The organism is Actinomyces ruminis (assembly GCF_002154335.2).
In the GTDB taxonomy this organism is placed as follows: Bacteria; Actinomycetota; Actinomycetes; order Actinomycetales; family Actinomycetaceae; genus Actinomyces; species Actinomyces ruminis.
Genome location: NZ_MTPX02000041.1, coordinates 100,195 through 123,737, shown reverse-complemented (window position 1 = coordinate 123,737; position 23,543 = coordinate 100,195). Strand labels below are relative to the sequence as shown.

Genomic DNA, 23,543 nt, shown 5'->3' with positions numbered 1-23,543 from the left:
CGGGCCAGGGCAGGTGGACCGTGCGCAGCACACCGCGGGAGTGAATGCCGGCGGCGTCGAAGACCGTGCGAAGTCTGAGCGGTGGTACCAGGCCGCCACCGATCAACAGCAATGCCACGGCCAGGCCGACCGCCACGGCGAACGGCGGCATGGACACACGAAAGGCGAGTAGCTGGGAGCCGATGGCCAGAAACATGACCCCCACCAACGCGAGGAAGCCGCCGAAAACGTAGGTGAAGGGGCTCGGTCGGCGAACCAAGGACTCGGCGCCCCGCCGTCGTACCCCTGTCATCGCGGCTCCTGGGAGTGTGCGAGCAGGTAGTCGATCCTCCGCGCGGCGTCGACTCGGCTGCGTTCGGTGTCCGCGTCAGCGGCGATGTAGTACTCGCCGTTGTCGCGGGCAGCGCCCCGGGAGGCGCCCCACTGCCAGATGGAGTGCGCCGCCGTCGCCGCCGGCAGCAGCGCCTGACGGTCGTGCTTCGAACGCCAAGTCAGCCCGGGCACGGCCAGCGTCCTTCCGTCGGGCGCCAATACGCGCACCGTGGCCGTGGTGCGTCCGGAGCGCCTGCGGGAGTGGACGAAGATGCACGAGCGCGACCGCGGCCACGCCAGTTGTCGGGCATGCCACAGCCCCGTCCATGCCAGCCCGTCGCGCGAGATGGTCAACCGCGAACGCAGGTTGGCGCATTCGCCGATCAGGAAGAGGAGCGCGACGCCGACCACCGCGCATGAAACCGCTACGACTACCGATTCGACGCTGGCAGACGCCAGGTCGTCAGCGGCTCGCAGCGCGTGCACAATCCCGAGGCCGCCCGCCAGCATGAAGCCGATCGAGGCGCCTATGAACGCCGCCGATCTCGCATCCGGCCGCCATTTGAGTACCAACGGTTCTTGGGCCAACAGTGTCTGATCTGCGGGCAGGCCGCCGTATGACACCCTTTGGGGGTCTTGCCCCGAACGCCCAGGCGCGTGCCCACCGGGCACCCGCTCGTGCGCATAGCCGCGCGTGAGCGCCCAACCCCAGATCTCATCCAAGTCCGCCTCTAGACGCGCACGCAGAACCGTCTCCCTGTCCACGTCCGCGGACAGGATGCGCGGCATCGCCAACGTCACCGTTCGCTCCGGCGTCATGACCTGGACGGTCAGGGTCACCTCCCGCCGCCTGGAGCGCCTGCCCCTGCCCCTGTCGCGACTGGACTCATGCACGTCCACAACAAAGGCGGCGCGCGTATCCGGCCAGGGCAGGTCCACGCGCCTGATCAGACCGCGGGAATGGATGCCACTGGCGTCGAAAACCGTGCGTCGCACAGCCAACGTGAGGCCCGCGCAGAGCAACATCAACGCAACACCCAGCCAGAAGGCCAGCCAGACGTAACGAATCTCCATGTCCGGATCCGGAGCCATCCGGATACCCACCACAGCGATAAAGATGCCCACCGAGGCGATCAGTGCGCCACCGACGCAGGTCGACACGCCCGGTTTGCGCACCAGCGACTCCGGGACCTGCGCCGACACACCGGCCTCGGGGGCGTCGCCGTGAGGGCCATACGGGTGGCGATCAGCGAGTGCCGGCATGTCAACTCCTTCGCATGTCTGAGCGGCCAGGACACGGACTAGGGCTCGGCGAGATTCAGACCGGCCGCGAAACCCACCGCCGTATCCATCCCGTTATTTTGGAGCGTAGCAGAGCCGCAGCAGCCTTGCCGAACCGTTCGGCGGTGAGACGCCGTGTGACACATGCCCGGACGCGTTCTACCGTTACCTGAGTCACCGCGCGTGTCCGTCTTCCCAACCCGCGGCCGCCGCCGCGGCACCGGGCGCGCCCGCTGAAAGGAGTTTCAATGCGTCTTGGAATCCCCTGTCAGCCTCCGGATCGTTCCATGACCGCGGCCACGCCGCAGACGGTGGAGCAGTTGATCCGTCTGGGCTACGAGGTCGTCGTCCAACACGGAGCCGGGGCGCCGGCCCAGTTCCCCGACGCCGCCTATGAGGAGGCCGGCGCCGAGCTCGCCGACCGCGCCGAGACCTGGGGCTGCAACGTCGTCGTCACCGCCTACGCACCCGACGACGCCGAACTCGACCTCATGCACCCCGGCGCCACCCTCATCGGTCGACTCGACCCCGCCCGCCACCCCGAGCTCGTCCAAAGCCTGCAGGATCGCTCCCTGACCGCCCTGGCGATCGACACCGTGCCGCGCATCTCCCGGGCCCAGAGCATGGACGTGCTCTCCTCTCAGGCGAACCTGGCCGGATACCGGGCCGTCATCGAGGCCGCCGCGCACTTCGGCCGGTTGCTCAACGGCCAGGTGACCGCGGCCGGCAAGTTCCCGCCCGCCTCGGTGTACGTGATCGGCGCCGGAGTGGCGGGCCTGGCGGCAATCGGCACCGCCTACTCACTGGGTGCCGTCGTCAAGGGCACCGATGTGCGCCCGGAAGTGGCCGACCAGGTCAAGTCGGTGGGCGCCGAGTTCGTGCCCGTGCCCACCGCCCAGGAGGTCTCCGACGACGGCTACGCCAAGGAGATGAGCGCCGACCAGGCGGCCCTCGCGAACGCGCTGTACGCGGAGCAGTCCGCCGCCGCGGACATCGTGATTACGACGGCGAACATCCCCGGCCGCCGCGCCCCGCTGCTGCTGGACCGGGCCGCCGTCGAGGCCATGCGACCCGGCTCGGTGATCGTGGACATGGCGGCCGCCAATGGCGGCAACACCGAGCTGACCGTGCCCGGCGAGGTCGTCACCACCCCCGGCGGCGTCACCATCGTCGGCTATACCGACCTGGCCGAGCGCCTGCCCGCCCAGGCCTCCCAGCTGTATGGCCGCAATATCCTCAACCTGCTCACCCTGGTCACCCCAGATAAGGACGGCAATCTGGCCTTGGATCTGGACGACCAGGTGGTGCGGGCCATCACCGTGTGCCAGGCCGGCGAGCTGCTGTGGCCGCCGCCGCCCGTGGCGGTCTCGGCCGTCCCCAAGGCCACTGCCGCTGCCTCTTCGGCCCTGCCCTCCGAGGCGGATGCGGCCGCTGAGGCTGAGGCACAGGCCGCCGCTCAGGCCCGCTCACGCCGCCGCATGACGGTAGGGATCGCGCTTGCCGCCGTCGCCGTCGCCGTGCTGGTGCTGGTCACGCCCGCGGCCGCCACCAGCCACTACATCGTGCTGGCCCTGGCGATCATCCTCGGCTTCCACGTCATCTCCAACGTGACCCCGGCGCTGCACACCCCGCTGATGTCGGTGACGAATGCGATCTCCGGCATCATCCTGCTCGGCGCCATCTCCCAGGTCGGCAACGCCAACCCGACGATCAGCGCCGTCGCCTTCATCGCGATCATGCTCGCATCCATCAACGTCTTCGGTGGCTTCGCGGTCACTCACCGCATGCTCGCCATGTTCAGGAAGGAGTGAGGGCATGCTTTGCGCAGCCGTTTTCCCCCTGTCCGTTTGGTCCGTATCCCCCGCGGCGGCGCCCGCCGTGTCCCCTGTGGCCTCCGCCGACGCCGTCGGCCTGACCCTGCCCTCGCCAGTGGCCCTGGCCTACATTGCGGCGGCAGTGCTGTTCATCCTGGCCGCAGCCGGACTATCCCGGCACGAGACGGCGGTGGCTGGGAACATTGCCGGCGCCGTCGGCATGGGGATCGCCATCGCGGCCGCCATCGGCCTGGCACTTACCTCCGACCCCGGCCAGGGGGTAGTCACAACCGCGATCCTGATCGCCCTGGCCCTGGGGATCGGTGCGGTGATCGGCATGGTGCTGGCCGGACGAGTCGCCATGACCGGCATGCCGCAGCTAATCGCAGTCCTCAACGGGCTAGTGGGCCTGGCCGCCGTGCTCGTGGGCTACAGCTCCTACTCCTCCCCCGATGCGATGTCGGAGCTGCTGGGAGGATTCCACCTGGGCGAGGTGTTCCTCGGCGTATTCGTGGGCGCGGTGACCTTCACCGGCTCGGTGCTGGCGGCGCTAAAGCTGGCCGGACGGGTGCCGGGCCGCCCCATCACCCTGCCAGGTCGCAATAAGCTCAATCTCGCCGCGCTGCTGGCCAGTCTGGTGCTGATGGTCGCGTTCATCGTGCTTCCGGCCGGCTCGACGGCGGCCTGGGCGTGCCTGGCGGTGATGACGGTTATCGGCCTGGCCCTGGGCGCACACCTGGTGATGGCGATCGGCGGCGGCGACATGCCCGTGGTCGTGTCCATCATGAACTCCTACTCCGGGTGGGCTTCGGCCTTCACCGGCTTCATGGTCAACAACGACCTGCTCATCATCACCGGCGCGTTGGTGGGCTCTTCTGGCGCCTACCTGTCATACCTGATGTGCCAGGCCATGAACCGGTCCTTCGTCTCCGTGCTGCTGGGCGGCTACGGCACCGAGGGCGCGGTGGCGGCCCCCGCTGAGGGCGAGGAGGGCACCTTCCACCAGACCGACGTCGGCGCCGTGGCCCGCGCGCTGCAGGACGCCAAGCGCGTGGTCATCACCCCCGGGTACGGCATGGCCGTGGCCCACGCCCAGTACCCGGTGGCCACGCTCACCGAGATGCTGCGCGGCGAGGGCGTGGACGTCACCTTCGGCATCCACCCCGTGGCCGGTCGCCTGCCCGGGCACATGAACGTGCTGCTGGCCGAGGCCAAGGTCCCCTATGACCTGGTGCTGGAGATGGAGGAGGTCAACGACAGTTTCTCCGACGTCGACGTGGTGCTGGTCATTGGTGCGAATGACACGGTCAATCCCGCCGCGGAGGAGCCCGGCTCCCCCATCGCCGGCATGCCGGTGCTGAGAGTGTGGGACGCCGCGCAGGTCGTGGTGTTCAAGCGTTCCATGGCGACCGGCTACGCCGGTGTGCAGAACCCGCTGTTCTTCAAGGACAACACCTCCATGCTGTTCGGCGATGCCAAGGAGACCGTGGAGGCGGTCATCCGCGCCATGGAGTGAGCTGGAGGGCCGGGGCAAGCCCTCCGCCGAAACTGTCGGCGACGGGGCCCTGGCCCTCCATATGCCTCTCACGTACGCGTTTTGGAGCTTTCCGACGTTTTAGCGCGGGGAAACCTCCAAAACGCGTACGTGTGGCAAGAAGTCGTACGTCAGGCGGCCCGGGCTGCTGCAGCAGCCCGGGCCGCACTTTCACAGCGCGAGGTTCTCCTTGACGACGGCGGCCAGGCCGGCGGCCACGCGGTCGGACTCCTCCTGGCTGGCGGCCTCGACCATCACGCGCACCAGCGGCTCGGTGCCCGAGGGGCGCAGCAGCACGCGACCGGTCTCTCCCAGCTGCTTCTCGGCGTCGGCGACGGCGTCCTGCACCGCCTTGTTGGTGCCGGCGGCGGACTTGTCTACACCGCGGACGTTGATGAGGGTCTGTGGCAGGCGCTGCACGATGCTGGCCAGCTCGGCCAGGGACTTGCCGGTGCGCTTCATACGGGCGGCCACGCGTAGGGAGGTGAGCACGCCGTCGCCGGTGGTGGCGTGGATGGTGTCGATCACGTGCCCGGACTGCTCACCCCCGAGGGTGTAGCCGCCCTGCAGCATCTTCTCCAGCACGTAGCGGTCGCCCACGCCGGTCTGTACGGTGCGGATGCCGTGCTCACGCATGGCCAGGATCAGACCCAGGTTGCTCATCACGGTGACCACGAGCGTGTCGGAGCCGAGCGTGCCGTCGGCCTTCATGCCCACGGCCAGCAGGCCCATGATCTGGTCGCCGTCCACCAGGTTGCCGTCGGCGTCCACGGCCATGCAGCGGTCGGCATCGCGTCGTAGGCCACGCCCATGTCCGCACCGACGCTGCGCACGTATGCCTGCAGCTGCTCGGGGTGGGTGGAGCCGCAGTCGGCGTTGATGTTCAGCCCGTCCGGGGAGGCGTTGATGGCGATCACCTCGGCGCCGGCGGAGCGCAGGGCGGCGGGGCCTACGTTGCTGGCGGCGCCGTTGGAGGCGTCCACCACGATGCGCAGGCCGGACAGGTCGGTGGCCACGGAGTCCACCAGGTGGTTGATGTAGGTCTGGTCGGCGACCGTCTCACCCTTGATGACCCGGCCCACGTCGGCGCCGGTGGGGCGGGGCAAATCCTCGCTCAGGGCCGCCTCGATGCGGTCCTCCACCGCGTCCTCGAGCTTGTAGCCGCCGCGGGCGAAGAACTTGATGCCGTTGTCCGGGAAGGGGTTGTGGGAGGCGGAGATGACCACGCCGAGGCTGACGTCCTGGCTGGCGGTCAGGTGCGCGATGGCGGGGGTGGGCAGCACGCCGACGCGGGTGACGTCCATGCCGGAGGCAGCTAGGCCAGCGCTGATGGCATGGTCGAGGAACTCGCCGCTGGCGCGGGTGTCGCGGCCCACGACGGCGCGCGGGCGGCGGCCCAGCCGGTGGGTGGAGTCGTCGGTGCCGGCCAGGACGCTGGCCGCGGCCCGGCCGAGGCTGACTGCGAGATCAGGGGTGAGCAGTTCGTTGGCGAGTCCGCGGACGCCGTCGGTGCCGAAGAGTCGTGACATGGGATCCTCCTGTGGGTAGACGGCCCCATCATTCCACGCGGAACGCAATCCGGTGGCCGCCTCCCCGAGGGAAGACGGCCACCGGTGCGAAATCTGCGCTTCGGCGCGTCCGTAGGAGGACGCCGCCGCGGTCAGCGCTTGGAGTACTGCGGGGCGCGGCGGGCCTTGTGCAGACCGGCCTTCTTGCGCTCCACGATGCGAGCGTCGCGGGTGAGGAAGCCGGCCTTCTTCAGGGCCGGGCGGTTGGCCTCACGGTCGATCTCGTTCAGGGCGCGGGCAATGCCCAGGCGCAGGGCGCCGGCCTGGCCGGAGATGCCGCCGCCGTTGATGCGGGCGATGACGTCGAAGCGGCCCTCGAGCTCGAGAATGGTGAAGGGGGCGCGCACCAGCTGCTGGTGCAGCTTGTTGGGGAAGTAGTCCTCCAGGGTGCGGCCGTTGATCTTCCACTGGCCGGTGCCGGGGATGAGGCGGACGCGGGCGACGGCCTCCTTGCGGCGGCCGAGCCCCATGCCGGGGGCGGTGATGGACTGGCCGCGTCCCTCGGTGGGGGTGGATTCGGTGGTGTAGCTGGCGGGGGCGTTGTCCTCGTCCAGCGCGTCGATGTCGACGGTGGTCTCAGCACGATGTGTCCTTTGCTTGTCGGGTGCCGGGCGCTGGAGCGCTTACTGGGTGACCTGGGTGAGCTGGTAGCTCTGCGGGTTCTGGGAGCGTGCGGGTGCTCCGGGCCGGCGTACACCTTCAGCTTCTTCAGCTGGGCGCGTCCCAGGCGGGTGTGGGGCAGCATGCCCTTGATGGCCTTCTGGACGGCCCGCTCGGGGTTGGTGGCCAACAGCTCCCGGTAGGAGACGGCGGTCAGACCACCCGGGTAGCCGGAGTGGCGGTAGGCGAACTTCTTATCGGCCTTGCCGCGGGTGAGGACGACCTTGTCGGCGTTGATGATGACGACGTAGTCGCCACAGTCCTCGTTCGGCGCGAACTGCGGCTTGTGCTTCCCACGGAGCAGGGTTGCAGCCTGGGCTGCGAGCTGGCCGAGCACGACGTCGCTGGCGTCAATGACGTACCAGTTCTTCTTGACGTCGCCGGGCTTCGGTGTGTACGTGCGCACTGGCGTTGCCTTCGTTTCTCTTGGCGGGCGGACACGCGGATACAGCGCAGGCGCTGGCATCCGGCGGGACCGCCATGGTCAGATGAGGTGGTCGGAGCACCGGCCGCAAGTGGCGAGTGGGATGGCACCACAAGCGTGATCGCGTGCTGCACGACGGTGCCCTACCCTACCGGCGGGTTCAGGGGTGGTCAAAGCGGTCGGCGCCCCCAGGGCCGTGAGACCTGACACGCCGCCGGGCGCGACGGGCAGATACCCCCCGTTCAGTCGCAGCAGCCGGGCATTCGGCGCAGGGTGCGGGCCCGTTCGGCCTGGGCGGCGAGCTCGTCGTCGGCCGGGTAGGTGACCTCCTGAAGGGTGAGGCCGTGGGCGGGTGCGACGGGGGCCGCCTGCTGACGGCTGCGAGCCTCCAGCAGCCGGGCGGGCCATTCGACGTCGCGCCGCCCGGTTCCGACGGCGAGGGCGGCGCCCACCAGGGAACGCACCATGGAGTGGCAGAAGGCGTCGGCAACGACGGTGAGGGTAACCAGGCCGCCGTCGGGGCCTAGGGCATCGGCGGGCAGGCGCCGCCAGCTCAGCTCCTTCAGGGTGCGGATGGTGGTGGCGCCCTCGCGGGGGCGGCAGTAGGACAGGAAGTCGTGCCCCCCCAGCAGGGGGCGACTGGCGGCCTGCATGGCGTTGACGTCGAGCCTCTCTCCCAGCCAGAGAACCTGCCCGCGGCGGGCGGGGTCGCGTGGGGCGCCGGCGGGGCCACCGTCGGCAATGCGGTAGCAGTAGCGGCGGGTCAGGGCGGAGAAGCGGGCATCGAAGGCGGGGGGAACCTGCCGGACGCCGTAGACCACTAGGTCGCCGGCACCGCGCGGGGCGGGGACGGGGCCGTGTTGGGCCTCGCGGGCGAGCACGCCGGCGAGCCGGTCCAGCAGGGCCTGCTCGGGGGTGCGGGTGGAGCGTCCGGGCAGTGTCCGCCAGGCTGCGGTGGGCACGTCAAGGTGCGCGACCTGCGCGACGGCGTGGACGCCGGCGTCGGTGCGCCCGGCCACCGTCAGCCGCACCGGGGTGCGCAGCACGGTGGCCAGGGCGTCGGTCAGCACGCCCTCGACGGTGCGCTGTCCGGGCTGGGCGGCCCAGCCGTGGAAGCCGGTGCCGTCGTAGGCCAGGTCCAGGCGCACGCGCACGGCGTCGGGGTGGGAGGGGGCGGCGTCGCTCATGGCAACCATGAGACCACAGCCGGGATGCTGCCTTCGCCCAGCTGGCTCGGCGCTAGCCGCCGGGGCCGCGTCTCACTTGCACGACCTTGGTGCCACTGCACGACCTTGGTGTGCGTTCCACGACCACCCCGGGGTCGTGCAAAACACCCCAAGGTCGTGCAACGTGGCCCAGGGTCGTTCAACAGCAACGGCAACGGCCCCCGCCTCACCTTCAGCGGCCAGCCCGGTGCTTCGCGCGCACGCCCGGAGACGAGGACCCTAGGCGCGCAGCTCGGCCGCGGTGGCCGCCGCGGTATTTGCTGCCGGGCCACCGCCAACCACTACCGACGCGCCCGAGGCGGTAGCGTCGGGGCGTGACCACTACAACCACCCTCAGCGTCGACTGCGGCGGCGGCGGCATCAAGGCCTCCGTGCTCGACGCCGACGGCGCCATCATCTCCCGCGCCCTGCGCACCCCCACCCCCTACCCGCTGCCGCCCGAGCTGCTGGTAGACACCATCAAGGACCTGGCCGATCAACTGCCGCCCGCCGACCGGGTGACCGTCGGCATGCCCGGCATGATCCGCCACGGGGTCGTCATCGCCACCCCCCACTACATCACCAAGGACGGCCCGCGTTCCCGCGTGCTGCCCGAACTGGTGGAGGCCTGGGCACGCTTCGACATGGGTGGTCGCCTCCAGGCGACCCTCGGCCGCCCGGTGCTAGTGCTCAATGACGCCGAGGTCGCCGGCGCCGGCGTCGTCACCGGGCACGGCCTGGAGATGATCGTGACCCTGGGCACCGGCCTGGGCAACGCCGTCTTCGACAACGGCGTGCTCGCCCCCCACGTAGAGGTCTCCCAGGGGCCGGTGCGCTGGGGACTCACCTATGACGACTATATCGGCGAGCACGAGCGGCTGCGCCTGGGGGACGCCCACTGGTCGCGGCGAGTGCGGCGTGTGGTCGAGGCGCTGCGGCCCATGTACATGTGGGACCGGCTTTACCTGGGCGGCGGCAATTCCCGCCGCATCACCGCCTTCCAGCTCGACAAGGTCGGCGACGACGTCGTCGTCGTGCCCAATGAGGCGGGCATGACCGGCGGCGCCCGCTGCTGGGAGATGGCCCGCCGCTGAGACGCGGGGAGGGCCGGTCACCCGCAGGCGACCAGCCCTCCCGTGTACGTCGTAACGCGTGGCCCTTAGCGGGACCGGCTCACTTCTTGACCTTCTGCGCGGCGGCACCGCCGGCGGGGGCGAAGCCCGCGGCCTCGGCGTCCTCGGGGCTGGCGAACCAGACCTCGGCCACCGTGTTGTCGTACCAGCGGGAGCCGGGCACGTGGTACTTCATGGAGTCCTCGTTGCCCTTGACCTCATGGTCGGCGTCGGGGGCCTCGGTGGTGCCCTTCTCCAGGCGGACGGAGCCGGCGTAGACGGGCTTGCCGGAGGCCTCGTCCTCTGCGTCGGCCTCGGCAGCGGTCTCCTCGGCCACAGCCTCGGTCTCCTCGACGGCGTCCTCAGCGGCGGGGGTCTCCTCCGCCTCAACCTCGGCGGCGGCCTCCTCGACCTCGGCCACGGCCTGCTCGGCCGCACGCTTGGCGGTGCGCACGGCGTCGTCGACGACTGCCTTCTTGGCGACCGGCTCCAGCACCAGCGAGATCACGGCCATGGGGGCGTTGTCTCCCCGGCGCGGTGCGGTCTTGACGATGCGGGTGTAACCGCCGTCGCGGTCGGCCATCTGCGGGGCGATCTCGTCGAAGAGACGGTAGACGGCGTACTTGTCCGTCACCTTCTTCATCACCGTGCGGCGGGCGTGGAGGTCGCCGCGCTTGCCCTTGGTGATGAGCTTCTCGACGTAGGGGCGCAGGCGGCGGGCGCGCGCCTCCGTGGTCGTGATCGACTCGTGGACGATGAGCTGCGTGGCCAGGTTGGCCAGCATGTGGCGCTCGTGCTGGGGGGATCCACCCAGCCGGGGACCCTTGGTGGGGCGAGGCATGTTGTCTCCTAGTGGAATGGCGAGCCGGCGTCAGGCCTGCTGCTCGTCGCTGAAGGTGGGGTTGGTGTAGTCGCCCTCCGGGGCGTAGTCGACCGGGGACCCCTTGAGGGACAGCCCGAGTTCGGCCAGCTTGTCCTTGATCTCGGAGATCGACTTGGCACCGAAGTTGCGGATGTCGAGGAGGTCTGCCTCGCTGCGCGCGACGAGCTCACCGACGGTGTGGATGCCTCGCGCTTGAGGGCGTTGGAGGAGCGGGCCTGCAGGTCCAGCTCGTCGATCATCATGGCCAGGTCCTGCTGCAGGGCCTGGTCCATCGGCGAGGGGCCGACCTCGATGCCCTCGGCCTCGACGTTGAGCTCCCGGGCCAGTCCGAACAGCTCAACCAGCGTCTTACCGGCCGAGGCGAGCGCGTCGCGCGGCGTCATTGAGGCCTTGGTCTCCACGTCGACCACCAGACGGTCGAAGTCCGTGCGCTGTTCCACACGGGTGGCCTCCACCGCGTAGGAGACCTTCTTGACCGGCGAGTAGATCGAGTCCACCGGGATCCGGGAGATCTCGGCGTTCGGGTCCTTGTTCTGGTTCGCGGAGACGTAGCCGCGGCCGCGTTCGACGGTCAGCTCGATCTCCAGCTTGCCCTTCTCGTTGAGGGTGGCGATGACCAGGTCGGGGTTGTGGATCTCCACGCCCGCCGGCGGGGTGATGTCGCCGGCGACGACGACGCCCGGACCGGACTTGCGCAGGTACATGACCACCGGCTCGTCGTTCTCGGACGACAGGACGATCTCCTTGATGTTCAGGATGATCTGGGCGACGTCCTCCTTGACCCCGGGAATGGTGCGGAACTCGTGGGGCACTCCCTCAATGCGGACGGAGGTCACGGCTGCGCCCGGAATGGAGGACAGCAGCGTGCGACGCAGGGAGTTTCCGAGCGTGTAGCCGAAGCCGGGCTCGAGGGGCTCGAGGATGAACCGCGAGCGGCGGTCCTCCTCAATGACCTCCTCGGAGAGTGTGGGTCGCTGTGCAATGAGCACTAGGGGTTTCCTTTCGTCGCGGCGCCCGCTATATGACGCCGTTCCTCATGGTGTTGGCCGCCGACGCGCGTCGGCGGCCGGCCCGTCCTGCCGGGCGGAGCCAAGGGCCGACGTCGTCCCCCACGTGCGTGAGGAGGACGCCGACCGCAGTGTCAAGACTCAGACGCGACGCCGCTTAGGCGGGCGGCAGCCGTTGTGCGCCTGCGGGGTCACGTCGGTGATCGAGCCGACCTCGAGGCCGGCGGCCTGCAGCGAGCGGATCGCGGTCTCACGACCGGAGCCGGGGCCCTTGACGAACACGTCGACCTTCTTCATGCCGTGGTCCTGGGCGCGTCGGGCGGCGGCCTCCGCGGCGAGCTGGGCGGCGTACGGCGTCGACTTGCGCGAGCCCTTGAAGCCGACCTGACCGGAGGAGGCCCAGGCGATAACGGCGCCGTTGGGGTCGGTCAGGGACACGATGGTGTTGTTGAAGGTGGACTTGATGTAGGCGTGACCGTGGGTGACGTTCTTACGGTCCTTGCGGCGCGGCTTGCGCGCGGTGGAACGAGTCTTAGGGGGCATGCTTCCTTCTTCGGGTGAGGTCTAATTCCGGGCCTGCGGCACCCGGATAACGACTGGTTACTTGGCCTTCTTCTTACCGGCACGGTGCGCTTGGGACCTTGCGCGTGCGGGCGTTGGTCTTGGTGCGCTGGCCGCGGACCGGCAGGTGGCGCCGGTGGCGCAGGCCCTGGTAGGAGCCGATCTCGATCTTGCGGCGGATGTCCGCCTGGACCTCACGACGCAGGTCGCCCTCGACCTGGTAGCTGGAATCGATGTGGTTGCGCAGCGCGACCAGCTCGTCCTCGGTCAGGTCCTTGACGCGGGTGTCCGGGTTGACCCCGGTGGCCTCAAGAGTCTTCTGGGCGCGGGTGCGTCCGATCCCGTAGATGTAGGTGAGCGCTACCTCGACTCGCTTCTCGCGAGGCAGGTCAACGCCGGAAATGCGTGCCACTGTGTGGTTCTCCTGTGTGTTCCCGGAGGTCGTCACCCATCCCCTCCACCGCCTTCCGGTGCCCCGGCCTCCAGGAACCGGGGGTGGTGGCGCGGGGCGCCACTGGGGTGGGTGCTGAGTTGTTTTGCCGCCGGCCACCAGGCCGACGACGCGCGGGTGTCAGCCCTGACGCTGCTTGTGCCGCGGGTTGTCGCAGATGACCATGACCTTGCCGTGGCGACGAATCACCTTGCAGTTGTCACAGATCTTCTTGACGCTCGGCTTGACCTTCATGTTGTTCCTCCGTCCTCCCGGTTGGGAGGACTGTCACTTGTACCGGTAGACGATGCGGCCACGCGACAGGTCGTAGGGGCTGAGTTCAACGACCACGCGGTCCTCCGGCAGGATGCGAATGTAGTGCTGCCGCATCTTGCCCGAGATGTGCGCGAGCACGACGTGCCCGTTGCTCAGCTCAACCCGGAACATCGCGTTCGGAAGGGCCTCGACGACCGATCCCTCGACCTCGATGACGCCGTCCTTCTTAGCCATGTTCCTCCGTCGGTTGCTTTCTCGCTGGATACTCCTTCCGGCGACGACGCCGCCGGCATGGTGCGCTGGACGTGCCGCGCCATCTTGCTGGTAGCCGGAGAACCGGCGGGCAAAATGGTCTGGCACCGCGTCCTGGACGCGCCGATCGCCAACGATACGGCAAACCCGCCACGGCTGACCACCGCGGGAGGGCATTATCCGGCGGTGTTTCCTGACACACTGTGTGCCGCGCCGGTCCGCGGAGCGAAGTCGACTCGCCCCGCCGAAACCACTTCTGCCGGTCTCGGTGCGTCATTGGTGCCGGTCGCGGTGCGTGACTTCGACCGGCCGTGGCGAAGGGTCGGCGCTCAGGCCAGGGGGCGGGGCTCGATACCGTAGGGGGCCAGGCCCTCCACTCCCCCATCGGGAGCAGTCAGCACCCACACCCCGCCGGGCACAAGCGCCACCGTGTGCTCCCACTGGGCGGCGCGCGAGCCGTCCCGGGTGACCACGGTCCAGCCGTCGTCGAGTTCATCCACCTCGGGACCACCGGCGGTGAGCATAGGCTCGATGGCGAGCACCATGCCCGGGCGCAGTTTGGGCCCCTTGCGCTTGACGGAATAGTTGAGCACGTCGGGGGCCATGTGCATGGCGGTACCGATGCCGTGGCCCACGTAGTCCTGCAGGATGCCCAGGTGCACGCCCTCGCGTGCACTCGCCGCCGCGACGGTGGCCTCGACCGTGTCCCCCACAGTGTTCAGTCGCGCGTCCCGCCCGCTGGCCTCACCGGCGGCGGCGCGGGCGACGGCCGCGATCGCAGCCCACAGGGCCTGCCGAGTGGTGGTGTCCAGCACCCGGTCGGCCTCGGAGGCGTAGCGGCCGCCCACCACGGTGGTGAAGGCGGCGTCGCCGTGCCACTGGGTGCCGGCGTCGTCGAGGATGTAGGCGCCGCAGTCGAAGGTGACCAGGTCGCCCGCCTCGAGCACCCGCTCGCCCGGGATGCCGTGGACCACCTCGTCGTTGACGGAGATGCACACGGTGGCCGGGTAGTCGTAATAGCCCAGGAAGTTGGAGCGCGCCCCGCCGCGGGCAATGGCATCGGCGGAGACGGCGTCCAACTCGGCGGTGGTGATGCCGGGGCGCACCGCCTCCCGCAGGCCGCGTGGATGTCGGCGACAACCAACCCGGCCCGGCGCATATGCCGCAGCTGGTCAGGGGTCTTGAGCTGAATCCGCTCGCGCGTCAGCATGACCGGCGGACCGTTCAGGCGGTGACGCCGCGGGTGGCGAGCGCCGCCATGATCCGGTCGGTGACCTCGTCCAGCGCGCCGACGCCGTCGACGCGTACCAGCAGTCCGCGCTGCTCGTACAAGGTGGCCAACGGCTCGGTCTGCTCCGCGTACACCTCCAGGCGACGGCGAATGACCGGCTCCGTGTCGTCGGCACGGCCCTGCTCGGCGGCACGCCCCAGCAGGCGCTGCACCACTACCTCGGCGTCGGCGGTGATCTCCAGGACCACGTCCAGGGACAGGTCGGCGGCGGCGAGCATGCTGTCCAACTCGTGCACCTGCGCCTCGGTGCGGGGGTAGCCGTCCAGCAGGAAGCCGTCGGCGGCGTCGGCGGCGGACAGCCGGTCGGCGACCATGGCGTTGGTGACCGAGTCGGGTACGTACTCGCCGGCGTCCATGTACTGCTTGGCCTGGCGGCCCAGTTCGGTGCCGCCGGCGACGTTCGCGCGGAAGATGTCGCCGGTGGAGATGGCGGGGATGCCCAGGCGCTCGCAAATGCGGGCGGCCTGGGTTCCCTTGCCGGCTCCGGGAGGACCGAGGATGACCATACGTGCGCTCATGAGAGGAACCCTTCGTAGTGCCGCTGCTGCAGCTGAGAGTTGATTTCCTTAACCGTCTGCAGGCCGACTCCCACCATGATCAGGATGGTCGTGCCGCCGAACGGCAGATTCTGGGACAGGCCCAGCCAGATGACGGCGAGCGTCGGCAGCAGGGCCAGGATCACCAGGTAGACGGAGCCCGCCGCGGTGATCCGATTGATTACATAGCTGAGGTAACGCACCGTCGGCTCCCCGGCACGGATGCCGGGGATGAAGCCGCCGTAGCGCTTCATGTTGTCGGCGATCTCCTCGGAGTTGAAGGTGATGGCCGTGTAGAAGAACGCGAAGGCGAAGATCAGCAGGGCGTAGGCCACCAGGTAGATCGTGTCCGTCTGCCCCAGGTTGGTGCCGATCCACTGCACCCAAGCACTGGTGGGCGAGCCGAACTGGGCGACCAGCTGCGGCATGGCCAGCAGGGAGGAGGCGAAAATAACCGGGATGACGCCGGCGGTGTTGATCTTGATGGGGATGTAGGTGGTGGAACCGCCGTACTGGCGCCGTCCCACCATGCGCTTGGCGTACTGCACGGGGATCCGGCGAGTGGCTTGCTCGACGAACACCACCGCGAGCGTGGCCACCAGGATGATGGCGACCACCGCCAGGAAGCGGGAGACACCGCCGGAGCCTCCCAGGATGGACAGCAGGTTCTGCGGCATGCGCGCCACAATCGAGGTGAAGATCAGCAGGGACATGCCATTGCCGATACCGTGCTCGGTAATAAGCTCGCCCAGCCACATGATCAGGCCGGTGCCGGCGGTCATGGTGACGATCATCAGCGCCAGGTTCACCGGCGAGTCGTTCGGGATGACGTCCACCGAACAGCCGGTGAACAGGTTGCCGTTGGCGGCGGTGGCGACGATGGTGGCCGACTGGAGCACGCCCAAGCCGATGGTGAGGTAGCGGGTGTACTCGGTCAGCTTGGCGGCGCCCGACTGGCCCTCCTTGTACAGCTCCTCGAAGCGCGGGATCACCACCCGCAGCAGTTGAATGATGATGGATGCGGTGATGTAGGGCATGATGCCCAGGGCGAATACGCTCAGCTGCAGCAGCGCGCCGCCGGAGAAGATGTTGATCAGCCCAAGCAGGCCCGCGTCCTCGGCCTCACCCACGCACACCTGCACGTTGGCCAGGTCTACTCCGGGGGTGGGCAGCACGGAGCCGAGCCGGAACAGGGCCATGATGCCCAGGGTGAACAGGAGCTTTCTCCTGAGGTCCGGCGTTTTGAACGCCTGGATGAACGCACTGAACACTCGGTCTCCTGTGGGCGGCTGATTGCGGATGTGGGAAACGGCGGGCGCACACGCGTCCTGCGGACCGACCGCCGAGGCGTTCCGGACACACGTCGCGCCTGTCCGGGGGCATACCCTGGGCAACCCTACCCCCGCCGCACATGTCCAGCTTGCCACACAGGCACAAAGCCGACAGGGTATCGGTCACGCCACCCCACGCCGAACACATCTCCGGAGGCTGTTCACACGTACGAATTCCCGCTTCACGTACGCGTTTTGGAGCTTTCCGACTGCCAGACACGGGGAGAACTCCAAAACGCGTACGTCAGAGCGAAACCCGTACGTCAGAGCCAAACGTGTACGTGTGGTCAGAGAATACGGCTCCGGCCTGGCACGAGTGCCTCCCGTGCCCGGCCGGAGCCGTGATATGCCGTGCTTGTCGGCCGCCGTCGGGGCGGCAGCCGACCCGCGGTCAGCGTGCGACCAGCGTGCCGCCCGCGGCCTCGACCTTCTCCTTGGCGGAGTTGGACCAGGCGTCGGCGGTGATGTCGAGCTTGACCGCCACGTCGCCGCCACCCAGTACCTTGACCAGTTGGCCCTTGCGCACCGCGCCCTTGGCAACCAGGTCGTCGACGCCGACCTGGCCGCCCTCGGGGAACAGCTCGGCGATGCGCCCGACGTTGACGGGCTGGTACTCGACCCGGTTCGGGTTGCGGAAGCCACGCAGCTTCGGCAGGCGCATGTGCAGTGGCATCTGGCCGCCCTCGAAACCGGGGCGAACCTGGTACCGCGCCTTGGTGCCCTTGGTGCCGCGGCCTGCGGTCTTACCCTTGGACGCCTCACCGCGACCCACACGGGTCTTGGCCTTCTTGGCGCCCGGAGCGGGGCGGAGGTCATGCAGGCGAACCACCTGCCGGCCTCCTCGTGCTTCTTCGTGTCAGCCATCTCAGGCCTCCTCAACGGTGACGAGGTGCGCCACCCTGGCGATCATGCCGCGCACGGACGGGTTGTCCTCGCGGACCACGGACTGGCGGATCCGGCGCAGGCCGAGGGACTTGAGGGTCTCGCGCTGGCGGCGGGTGCCCCCGATGCCGGAGCGGACCTGAGTCACCTTGATCTGTCGGGCGTCCTGCTGTGTCTTAGCGGTTGCGGCGTCAGCATCACACACCCACTCCTTCAGCGGCCTTCTCGGCTCCTTCTTCTCGGCCTCGGCGCGCTTGGCGGCCTCACCCTCGGCGCGGGCGCGCAGCATGGACTGCGGCGCGACCTCCTCCAGGGGCAGGCCACGGCGGACCGCGACCGACTCCGGCTGCTCGAGCTGCTTGAGCGCGGCCACCGTCGCGTGGACGATGTTGATCGCGTTCGAGGAGCCGAGCGACTTCGACAGAATGTCGTGGACACCGGCGCACTCCAGGACGGCACGCACCGGGCCGCCGGCGATAACACCGGTACCGGGCGAGGCGGGACGCAGCAGCACGATGCCGGCGGCGTCCTCCCCCTGGACCACGTGCGGGATGGTGCGGCGGATCATCGGGACGTGGAAGAACTCCTTCTTCGCCGCCTCGACAGCCTTGGCAATGGCGGCGGGAACTTCCTTCGCCTTGCCGTAGCCGACACCCACCGTGCCCTCGCCGTCACCGACGACGACCAGCGCCGTGAAGGTGAAGCGGCGGCCGCCCTTGACGACCTTGGACACGCGGTTGATGGTGACGACGCGCTCGATGTACTTGTCGTCGTTGCCCCGGCCGCTGTTGCGGTCGCGGCGGTCAGTGTTGCGGTCACGGCGGCCGCGGCCCTCGCCGCGGTCGCTCTCGCGCCGGGCCGAGCCGTCGGACGACGCGGACCTGTCTCGCTGCGGTGCAGCCATCAGAAACTCCTTAGCTTTCTCGTCGTCTGGCTCAGAACGCCAGGCCGCCCTCGCGGGCGCCCTCGGCGACGGCCGCGACGCGACCGTGGTACTTGTTGCCGCCACGGTCGAACACGACCTTCTCAATGCCCAGGGCCTTGGCGCGCTCTGCAACCAGCTCGCCAACGCGGCGGGCCGCGCCAACCTTGTGGCCCTCGACGCCCTGGGCCGCGGCCTCGTGTGTGGAGGCGGAGCAGAGCGTGTGGCCGATGGTGTCGTCGATAACCTGCGCCACCATGTGGCGGTTGGAACGGCTGACCACCAGGCGGGGGCGCTCGGCGGTGCCTGACACGTGCTTGCGCACGCGCTGGTGGCGGATCTTGCGGGCGACGGCCTTGGTCTTGTCCCTCTTGATCGCATAAGCCATGGTCACTTACCAGCCTTTCCGACCTTGCGGCGCACGTTCTCGCCGGCATAGCGCACGCCCTTGCCCTTGTAGGGCTCCGGCGGGCGGATCTTGCGGATGTTCGCGGCGACCTCGCCGACCTGCTCCTTGGAGATGCCCGAGACGATCACCTTGCTGGGACCGTCCACCTTCAGCTCGATGCCCTCGGGGGCGTCGACGACGACGGTGTGGGAGAAGCCGAGCGACAGCTCGATGCCGGTGCCCTTCTGGGCTGCGCGGTATCCGGTGCCGACGATCTCCAGCACCTTGGAGTAGCCCTCCGTCACGCCGATGACCATGTTGTTGATCAGGGTGCGGGACAGGCCGTGCAGCGAGCGCGAGCGGCGCTCGTCGTCGGGCCGGGACACCAGGATGGAGCCGTCCTCCTGGCGGGCGACCGTCAGCGGCTGGGCGATGGTGCGGCTCAGGGTGCCCTTGGGGCCCTTGACCGTCACGTCATTTCCTTCAATGGTTACATCCACGCCGGCGGGAACCGAAACGGGAAGGCGTCCAATACGAGACATGGTTCTTCTCCGCTCCTTCTCTCACCAGACGTAGGCGAGCACTTCGCCGCCTACGCCCCGCGCCTCCGCCTGCCGGTCGGTGAGCAGGCCGGAGGAGGTGGACAGGATGGCCACCCCCAGGCCGCCGAGGACCTTGGGCAGGTTCGTGGACTTTGCGTACACGCGCAGACCGGGCTTGGACACGCGCTTGAGTCCCTGGATGGCACGCTGCCGGTTGGCACCGTACTTCAGGGTCAGCGTGAGCGTCTTGCCGACCTGAGCGTCGGTCACCTCGTAGCCGTCGATGTAGCCCTCGTTCTTCAGCATCTTGGCGATGTTCACCTTCAGCTTGCTGGAGGGCATGGAGACGGTCTCGTGGTATGCGTTATTGGCATTCCGCAGACGAGTCAGCATGTCTGCGATTGGGTCTGTCATTGTCATGAGTGGGCCTGCGCCCTTCCTCGTCGCGGTTTCCTCTTCGGACCTGCGACGTAAGTTCTTACCAGCTGGACTTGCTCACGCCGGGGAGCTGGCCGTTGAGAGCCATCTCGCGCAGGCAGATGCGGCACAGGCCGAACTTGCGGTACACCGAGCGGGGCCGGCCGCAGCGCTGGCAGCGCGTGTAGGCACGGACGCCGAACTTCGGCTTGCGGTTCGCCTTGACTTTCAAAGAGGTCTTCGCCATGTCACTTCTCCTTGAAGGGGAAGCCGAGCTGCTTGAGCAGCGAGCGGGCCTCCTCGTCGGTCTTGGCCGTGGTCACCACGGTGATGTCCATGCCGCGCACGCGGTCAATGGCGTCGGGATCGATCTCGTGGAACACCGCCTGCTCGGTCAGTCCGAAGGTGTAGTTGCCGTTACCGTCGAACTGCTTCGGGCTCAGGCCGCGGAAGTCGCGGATGCGGGGCAGCGAGATGGAGATGAGCCGGTCGAGGAACTCCCACATGCGGTCACCACGCAGCGTGACGTGGGCGCCGATGGGTTGTCCGGCGCGCAGCTTGAACTGGGCGATCGACTTGCGTGCCCGAGTCACCTGCGGCTTCTGGCCGGTGATAGCGGCGAGGTCGCGCACGGCGCCCTCGATCAGCTTGGAGTCGTGGGCGGCCTCGCCCACACCCATGTTGACTACGACCTTGGCGACGCGCCCAACCTCCATGACGTTGGAGTGCTTGAACTCCTCCATCAGGGCGGGACGCACCTGCTCGTCGTACTTGGCCTTCAGCGGGGGGCGACGGCGGTTGCCGTGGTTTCAGCCGTGTTCTCAGCCATGGTCACAGATCCTCCCCGGACTTCTTGGCGTAGCGCACGCGGACGGTGCGCTTGCGGCCGTTGGGGCGCACGCCCTCTTCAACCCGGAAGCCGACGCGCGTGCGCTGGCCCGTCTTGGGGTCGATGGGCATGACGTTCGAGATGTGGATGGGGGCCTCGACGGTCTCGATGCCGCCGGCGCGGGCTCCCTGAGCGGTCTGCCGCGGGCGCGTGTGCTTGGTTACCCGCTGCACGCCCTCGACGACGACGCGGTCTTCCTTCGGGATGACCCGAAGCACACGACCGGTCTTGCCCTTGTCCTTACCGGCGATGACGATGACCTGGTCACCCTTCTTGATACGTGCCATAGGTCAGATCACCTCCGGTGCGAGCGATACGATGCGCATGAACTTCTTCTCGCGAAGCTCACGGCCGACGGGGCCGAAGATGCGCGTGCCACGGGGCTCGCCATCCTTGTCCCTGATAATGACGGCGGCGTTCTCGTCGAAACGAATGTACGAGCCGTCCGGGCGGCGACGTTCCTTGGTGGCGCGCACAACGACCGCCCTGACGACCTCGCCCTTCTTGACGTTGCCGCCGGGGATGGCGTCCTTCACGGTAGCGACGATCTGGTCGCCGATGCCCGCATAGCGCCGACCCGAGCCGCCGAGCACACGGATGCACAGGATCTCCTTGGCACCGGTGTTGTCGGCGACCTTTAGTCGCGACTCCTGCTGGATCATTGAATGTTCTCCTGTCGTCGAGCCGGTTCTCCCGCCGCGCATGGCGGCGCGAGCCTGGCCGAACGTTCCTTCTGGTGGTGCACGCTGCCCGCCGACGGCGGGCAAAGTTCCGGTACGCGGGTCCCGACAGACACAGGCGCATGAGCGCGAGGTCTCTGCCGGGCGCACGGAGGGCGCGCGCAACTCCCCAACCTAGTCCAAGGCGCGGATTTGCCGGTAGTCCGCCGAGAACTCCAGGCCTGTGCCTTTGCTCACCACTATGAGCCGACCGGCCATGCCGCCCCTACGAGGTGGGGGCGTACCTCTCCTGAAGCCGGCGGGCCTCAACGACTCGGCCGTTCGGGGTAACTGAGGAAAGAGCCGGCCATGCCGGTAATCCGCAGCGACGCCTCGTAAGATCGTCACCACTGTACTCGATCGCTCAGAAAGGCAGCACGTGCCCCCTTCCGATGAACCTGCGTCCGTGCAGCTCCCCGGCTATCTCCGCCTGCACGACTTGCCCGAGTTCGACCAGTGGTCTTGCTGCTTCGACGTCAGCGGGCCGCGCACGACCGAGCGAGTCGCCGATCTCGGCCACGAGCCCAACGGCTACTTCTGGGCCGGCGTGGTTCGCCGCCTGGTCGATCTCGGCGAGCTCCCCGAAGTCGAGACCGACCCCGAGGGCGACACATTCAGCGCCTTTGGCACCCACGCCTTGATGGAACGGCTGGCGCAGGCGCTCGTTCCGTACTTGACGGATCCAGACGCACTGACCGCATTCGTCACCGCGGCGGAAGCGGACGGTTTCGACTTCGACGACTGATATACCGCCTGTGCCACAGGTCTTCCGGCCCTTGGTGTTTGTGGGTGTGATGGCGGCGCAGGCCTGCGCCGCGGCGTGGGTAGCGCCGTAGAGGTGCGGGAGTCTGGGACATGTTCGTTGGGGACGCCACTTCGGCGTCTGCTGAAGGCTCCGCATCCCTTCAACGAACACCTAACCGGCGTCATAGATGACCCCAGCCACCACCACACCCCAAAACACCACCAGCCGTTCCCAGCACGTCACCAGTACCGGTTTCGGCACGTCGCCCTAGGCGCGGGGCGGGGATCGGCGTGGGCCTGGGGCGCGTGCTGTCTATGGAACGCTACTGGCCAAGCCTGATTGGACCGTCAGCGTCACTGCGGACTAGTTGGCAGACACTTTCAGACGGTCCAAACCGACTACACCAGCCGCTGCGCCTACGACGCGCCTGTCTGAGAGGCACTGCATGCACACCGATGATCTCTGTCTCTGTTGAATACGACGACGCCGCAGCCCGGGCTGCCCCGGAGGCTGCGGCGTCGTCTTTGTGATGAGGGCGGAGCGGACCAGCGGTCCGATGGCCTACCGGCCCCTACGAGCGGTCACTTGGCCTTCTCGAGGATCTCCACCAGCCGCCAGCGCTTGGTGGCACTCAGCGGACGGGTCTCCATGATGAGCACCAGGTCGCCGGGGTGGGCGTCGTTGTGCTCGTCGTGGACCTTGTACTTCTTCGAGCGACGCAGAACCTTGCCGTACAGGGAGTGCTTGTAGCGCTCCTCAACCTCGACGACGATGGTCTTTTGCATCTTGTCGGACACGACGTAGCCGCGACGCACCTTGCGGTGGTTGCGCTCGGGGGCGTCGGTGCCGGTCTGCTCGTTGCTGGGGGTCACGTTGTCAGTGGTCTGCTCGCTCACTTGGCGTCCTCCTCCTGCGTGCTCGGAGCGGTGCGGATGCCGAGCTCACGCTCGCGCACAATGGTGTAGATACGGGCGATGTCGCGACGCACAGCCTTCATGCGACCGTGGTCCTCCAGCTGCCCGGTCGCGGCCGCGAACCGAAGGTTGAACAGCTCCGTCTTGGCCTTGGACAGCTCCTCGGCGAGGCGCTCGTTGTCCATGGCGTCGAGGTCTGCGGGGCTGAGCCCCTTGGAACCGATAGCCATCAGATGTCACCACCCTCACGGGTCACGAAACGGGTCTTCATCGGCAGCTTCGCCTGGGCGCGACGCATGGCCTCGCGGGCCAGATCGACGTCGACGCCGCCGAGTTCGAACATGATGCGTCCGGGCTTGACGTTGGCGATCCACCACTCCGGGGCACCCTTACCGGAACCCATGCGGGTCTCGGCGGGCTTCTTGGTCAGCGGGCGGTCCGGGAAGATGTTGATCCACACCTTGCCGCCGCGCTTGATGTGGCGGGTCATGGCGATACGAGCCGCCTCGATCTGCCGGTTGGTGACGTAGGCGGCTCGAGAGCCTGGATGCCGTAGTCGCCGAAGGCGATCTGGTTGCCGCCCTTGGACATGCCCGAACGGTGCGGGCGGTGCTGCTTGCGGTACTTGGTCCGGCGGGGGATGAGCAC

General features: G+C 68.5%; 24 protein-coding genes and 7 pseudogenes. 4 read left to right on the top strand and 27 right to left on the bottom strand.

What is annotated here, in order from left to right:
• Positions 1-288: 288 nt before the first annotated feature.
• Positions 289-1,575 (bottom strand): hypothetical protein, encoded by a 1,287-nt coding sequence (locus tag BW737_RS07645; RefSeq protein ID WP_086614075.1) that lies wholly within the window; start codon positions 1,573-1,575, stop codon positions 289-291.
• A gap of 266 nt (positions 1,576-1,841) precedes the next feature.
• Here BW737_RS07645 and BW737_RS07640 point away from each other — a divergent pair, with 266 nt between their 5' ends.
• Positions 1,842-3,404, top strand: coding sequence for a Re/Si-specific NAD(P)(+) transhydrogenase subunit alpha (locus tag BW737_RS07640; RefSeq protein ID WP_086614076.1), 1,563 nt, complete (start codon positions 1,842-1,844; stop codon positions 3,402-3,404).
• Positions 3,405-3,408: 4 nt separating this feature from the next.
• Positions 3,409-4,923, top strand: coding sequence for an NAD(P)(+) transhydrogenase (Re/Si-specific) subunit beta (locus tag BW737_RS07635; protein ID WP_086614077.1), 1,515 nt, complete (start codon positions 3,409-3,411; stop codon positions 4,921-4,923).
• A 189-nt stretch (positions 4,924-5,112) separates the two neighbouring features.
• On the opposite strand, the pseudogene glmM reads toward BW737_RS07635, so the two are convergent.
• The 4 genes and pseudogenes from glmM to truA all read right to left on the bottom strand — a co-directional run bounded on the left by glmM (position 5,113) and on the right by truA (position 8,780).
• A pseudogene (gene glmM / locus BW737_RS07630) lies at positions 5,113-6,470 on the bottom strand (phosphoglucosamine mutase).
• A gap of 131 nt (positions 6,471-6,601) precedes the next feature.
• A complete protein-coding gene (rpsI, locus tag BW737_RS07625) occupies positions 6,602-7,072 on the bottom strand; it encodes a 30S ribosomal protein S9 (RefSeq protein WP_086614078.1) in 471 nt (156 codons plus the stop codon).
• Positions 7,073-7,132: 60 nt separating this feature from the next.
• Positions 7,133-7,575 (bottom strand): annotated as a pseudogene (gene rplM / locus BW737_RS07620) (50S ribosomal protein L13).
• A gap of 260 nt (positions 7,576-7,835) precedes the next feature.
• Positions 7,836-8,780 carry a tRNA pseudouridine(38-40) synthase TruA gene (gene truA, locus BW737_RS07615; protein ID WP_257210603.1) on the bottom strand — a complete coding sequence of 315 codons (945 nt, stop codon included), beginning with the start codon at positions 8,778-8,780 and terminating at the stop codon, positions 7,836-7,838.
• A 353-nt stretch (positions 8,781-9,133) separates the two neighbouring features.
• Here truA and BW737_RS07610 point away from each other — a divergent pair, with 353 nt between their 5' ends.
• A complete protein-coding gene (locus tag BW737_RS07610) occupies positions 9,134-9,892 on the top strand; it encodes an ROK family protein (protein WP_086614080.1) in 759 nt (252 codons plus the stop codon).
• Between the two features lie 79 nt (positions 9,893-9,971).
• Here the strand turns inward: BW737_RS07610 and rplQ are convergent, their stop codons facing one another.
• The 19 genes and pseudogenes from rplQ to rplN form a co-directional block, all read right to left on the bottom strand.
• A complete protein-coding gene (gene rplQ, locus BW737_RS07605) occupies positions 9,972-10,751 on the bottom strand; it encodes a 50S ribosomal protein L17, sunset domain variant (RefSeq protein WP_086614081.1) in 780 nt (259 codons plus the stop codon).
• Positions 10,752-10,781: 30 nt separating this feature from the next.
• Positions 10,782-11,782: pseudogene (locus tag BW737_RS07600) on the bottom strand (DNA-directed RNA polymerase subunit alpha).
• 159 nt (positions 11,783-11,941) lie between these two features.
• Positions 11,942-12,343, bottom strand: a complete 402-nt coding sequence (gene rpsK / locus BW737_RS07595) for a 30S ribosomal protein S11 (protein ID WP_073327516.1) — start codon at positions 12,341-12,343, stop codon at positions 11,942-11,944.
• A gap of 57 nt (positions 12,344-12,400) precedes the next feature.
• Positions 12,401-12,773 (bottom strand): annotated as a pseudogene (gene rpsM, locus BW737_RS07590) (30S ribosomal protein S13).
• Between the two features lie 159 nt (positions 12,774-12,932).
• Positions 12,933-13,046, bottom strand: coding sequence for a 50S ribosomal protein L36 (gene rpmJ, locus BW737_RS07585; protein ID WP_073327519.1), 114 nt, complete (start codon positions 13,044-13,046; stop codon positions 12,933-12,935).
• Between the two features lie 33 nt (positions 13,047-13,079).
• Complete coding sequence (gene infA, locus BW737_RS07580; protein WP_003781847.1) at positions 13,080-13,301, bottom strand: translation initiation factor IF-1; 222 nt, start codon at positions 13,299-13,301, stop codon at positions 13,080-13,082.
• 347 nt (positions 13,302-13,648) lie between these two features.
• Positions 13,649-14,529 (bottom strand): annotated as a pseudogene (gene map / locus BW737_RS07575) (type I methionyl aminopeptidase).
• A 14-nt stretch (positions 14,530-14,543) separates the two neighbouring features.
• Complete coding sequence (locus BW737_RS07570) at positions 14,544-15,128, bottom strand: adenylate kinase (RefSeq protein ID WP_218961845.1); 585 nt, start codon at positions 15,126-15,128, stop codon at positions 14,544-14,546.
• The gene (secY, locus tag BW737_RS07565; RefSeq protein WP_086614083.1) at positions 15,125-16,417 is read right to left on the bottom strand and encodes a preprotein translocase subunit SecY; all 1,293 of its coding nucleotides are present in this window, start codon (positions 16,415-16,417) and stop codon (positions 15,125-15,127) included. Before secY ends, BW737_RS07570 begins: the two co-directional genes overlap by 4 nt.
• A gap of 451 nt (positions 16,418-16,868) precedes the next feature.
• A complete protein-coding gene (rplO, locus tag BW737_RS07560; protein WP_086614084.1) occupies positions 16,869-17,306 on the bottom strand; it encodes a 50S ribosomal protein L15 in 438 nt (145 codons plus the stop codon).
• Positions 17,307-17,342: 36 nt separating this feature from the next.
• Complete coding sequence (rpmD, locus tag BW737_RS07555) at positions 17,343-17,564, bottom strand: 50S ribosomal protein L30 (protein WP_180272128.1); 222 nt, start codon at positions 17,562-17,564, stop codon at positions 17,343-17,345.
• Positions 17,557-18,263 (bottom strand): annotated as a pseudogene (rpsE, locus tag BW737_RS07550) (30S ribosomal protein S5). The gene rpmD and the pseudogene rpsE overlap by 8 nt, the downstream one beginning before the upstream one ends.
• A 31-nt stretch (positions 18,264-18,294) precedes the next feature.
• A complete protein-coding gene (gene rplR / locus BW737_RS07545) occupies positions 18,295-18,669 on the bottom strand; it encodes a 50S ribosomal protein L18 (RefSeq protein ID WP_086614150.1) in 375 nt (124 codons plus the stop codon).
• 2 nt (positions 18,670-18,671) lie between these two features.
• On the bottom strand, positions 18,672-19,211 hold the full coding sequence (gene rplF / locus BW737_RS07540; protein ID WP_086614085.1) for a 50S ribosomal protein L6: 540 nt from the start codon (positions 19,209-19,211) through the stop codon (positions 18,672-18,674).
• Between the two features lie 21 nt (positions 19,212-19,232).
• Positions 19,233-19,631: a 30S ribosomal protein S8 gene (gene rpsH, locus BW737_RS07535; RefSeq protein ID WP_073327533.1), complete on the bottom strand. Its 399-nt coding sequence runs from the start codon at positions 19,629-19,631 to the stop codon at positions 19,233-19,235.
• A gap of 58 nt (positions 19,632-19,689) precedes the next feature.
• A complete protein-coding gene (locus BW737_RS07530; RefSeq protein ID WP_073327534.1) occupies positions 19,690-19,875 on the bottom strand; it encodes a type Z 30S ribosomal protein S14 in 186 nt (61 codons plus the stop codon).
• A gap of 1 nt (position 19,876) precedes the next feature.
• The gene (gene rplE, locus BW737_RS07525; protein WP_257210620.1) at positions 19,877-20,371 is read right to left on the bottom strand and encodes a 50S ribosomal protein L5; all 495 of its coding nucleotides are present in this window, start codon (positions 20,369-20,371) and stop codon (positions 19,877-19,879) included.
• Positions 20,372-20,459: 88 nt separating this feature from the next.
• Positions 20,460-20,804: a 50S ribosomal protein L24 gene (gene rplX, locus BW737_RS07520; protein WP_073327537.1), complete on the bottom strand. Its 345-nt coding sequence runs from the start codon at positions 20,802-20,804 to the stop codon at positions 20,460-20,462.
• 3 nt (positions 20,805-20,807) lie between these two features.
• Positions 20,808-21,179, bottom strand: coding sequence for a 50S ribosomal protein L14 (gene rplN, locus BW737_RS07515; RefSeq protein ID WP_073327539.1), 372 nt, complete (start codon positions 21,177-21,179; stop codon positions 20,808-20,810).
• Positions 21,180-21,642: 463 nt separating this feature from the next.
• On the opposite strand from rplN, the gene BW737_RS07510 reads away from it, so the two are divergent.
• Positions 21,643-21,981, top strand: a complete 339-nt coding sequence (locus BW737_RS07510) for an Imm51 family immunity protein (RefSeq protein ID WP_086614087.1) — start codon at positions 21,643-21,645, stop codon at positions 21,979-21,981.
• A gap of 581 nt (positions 21,982-22,562) precedes the next feature.
• Here the strand turns inward: BW737_RS07510 and rpsQ are convergent.
• The 3 genes and pseudogenes from rpsQ to rplP all read right to left on the bottom strand — a co-directional run bounded on the left by rpsQ (position 22,563) and on the right by rplP (position 23,543).
• Entirely contained in the window at positions 22,563-22,853 is a 291-nt protein-coding gene (rpsQ, locus tag BW737_RS07505; protein ID WP_086614151.1) for a 30S ribosomal protein S17, read from the bottom strand.
• Positions 22,854-22,873: 20 nt separating this feature from the next.
• Positions 22,874-23,125: a 50S ribosomal protein L29 gene (rpmC, locus tag BW737_RS07500; RefSeq protein ID WP_086614088.1), complete on the bottom strand. Its 252-nt coding sequence runs from the start codon at positions 23,123-23,125 to the stop codon at positions 22,874-22,876.
• Positions 23,125-23,543: pseudogene (gene rplP / locus BW737_RS07495) on the bottom strand (50S ribosomal protein L16). Before rplP ends, rpmC begins: the two are co-directional and overlap by 1 nt.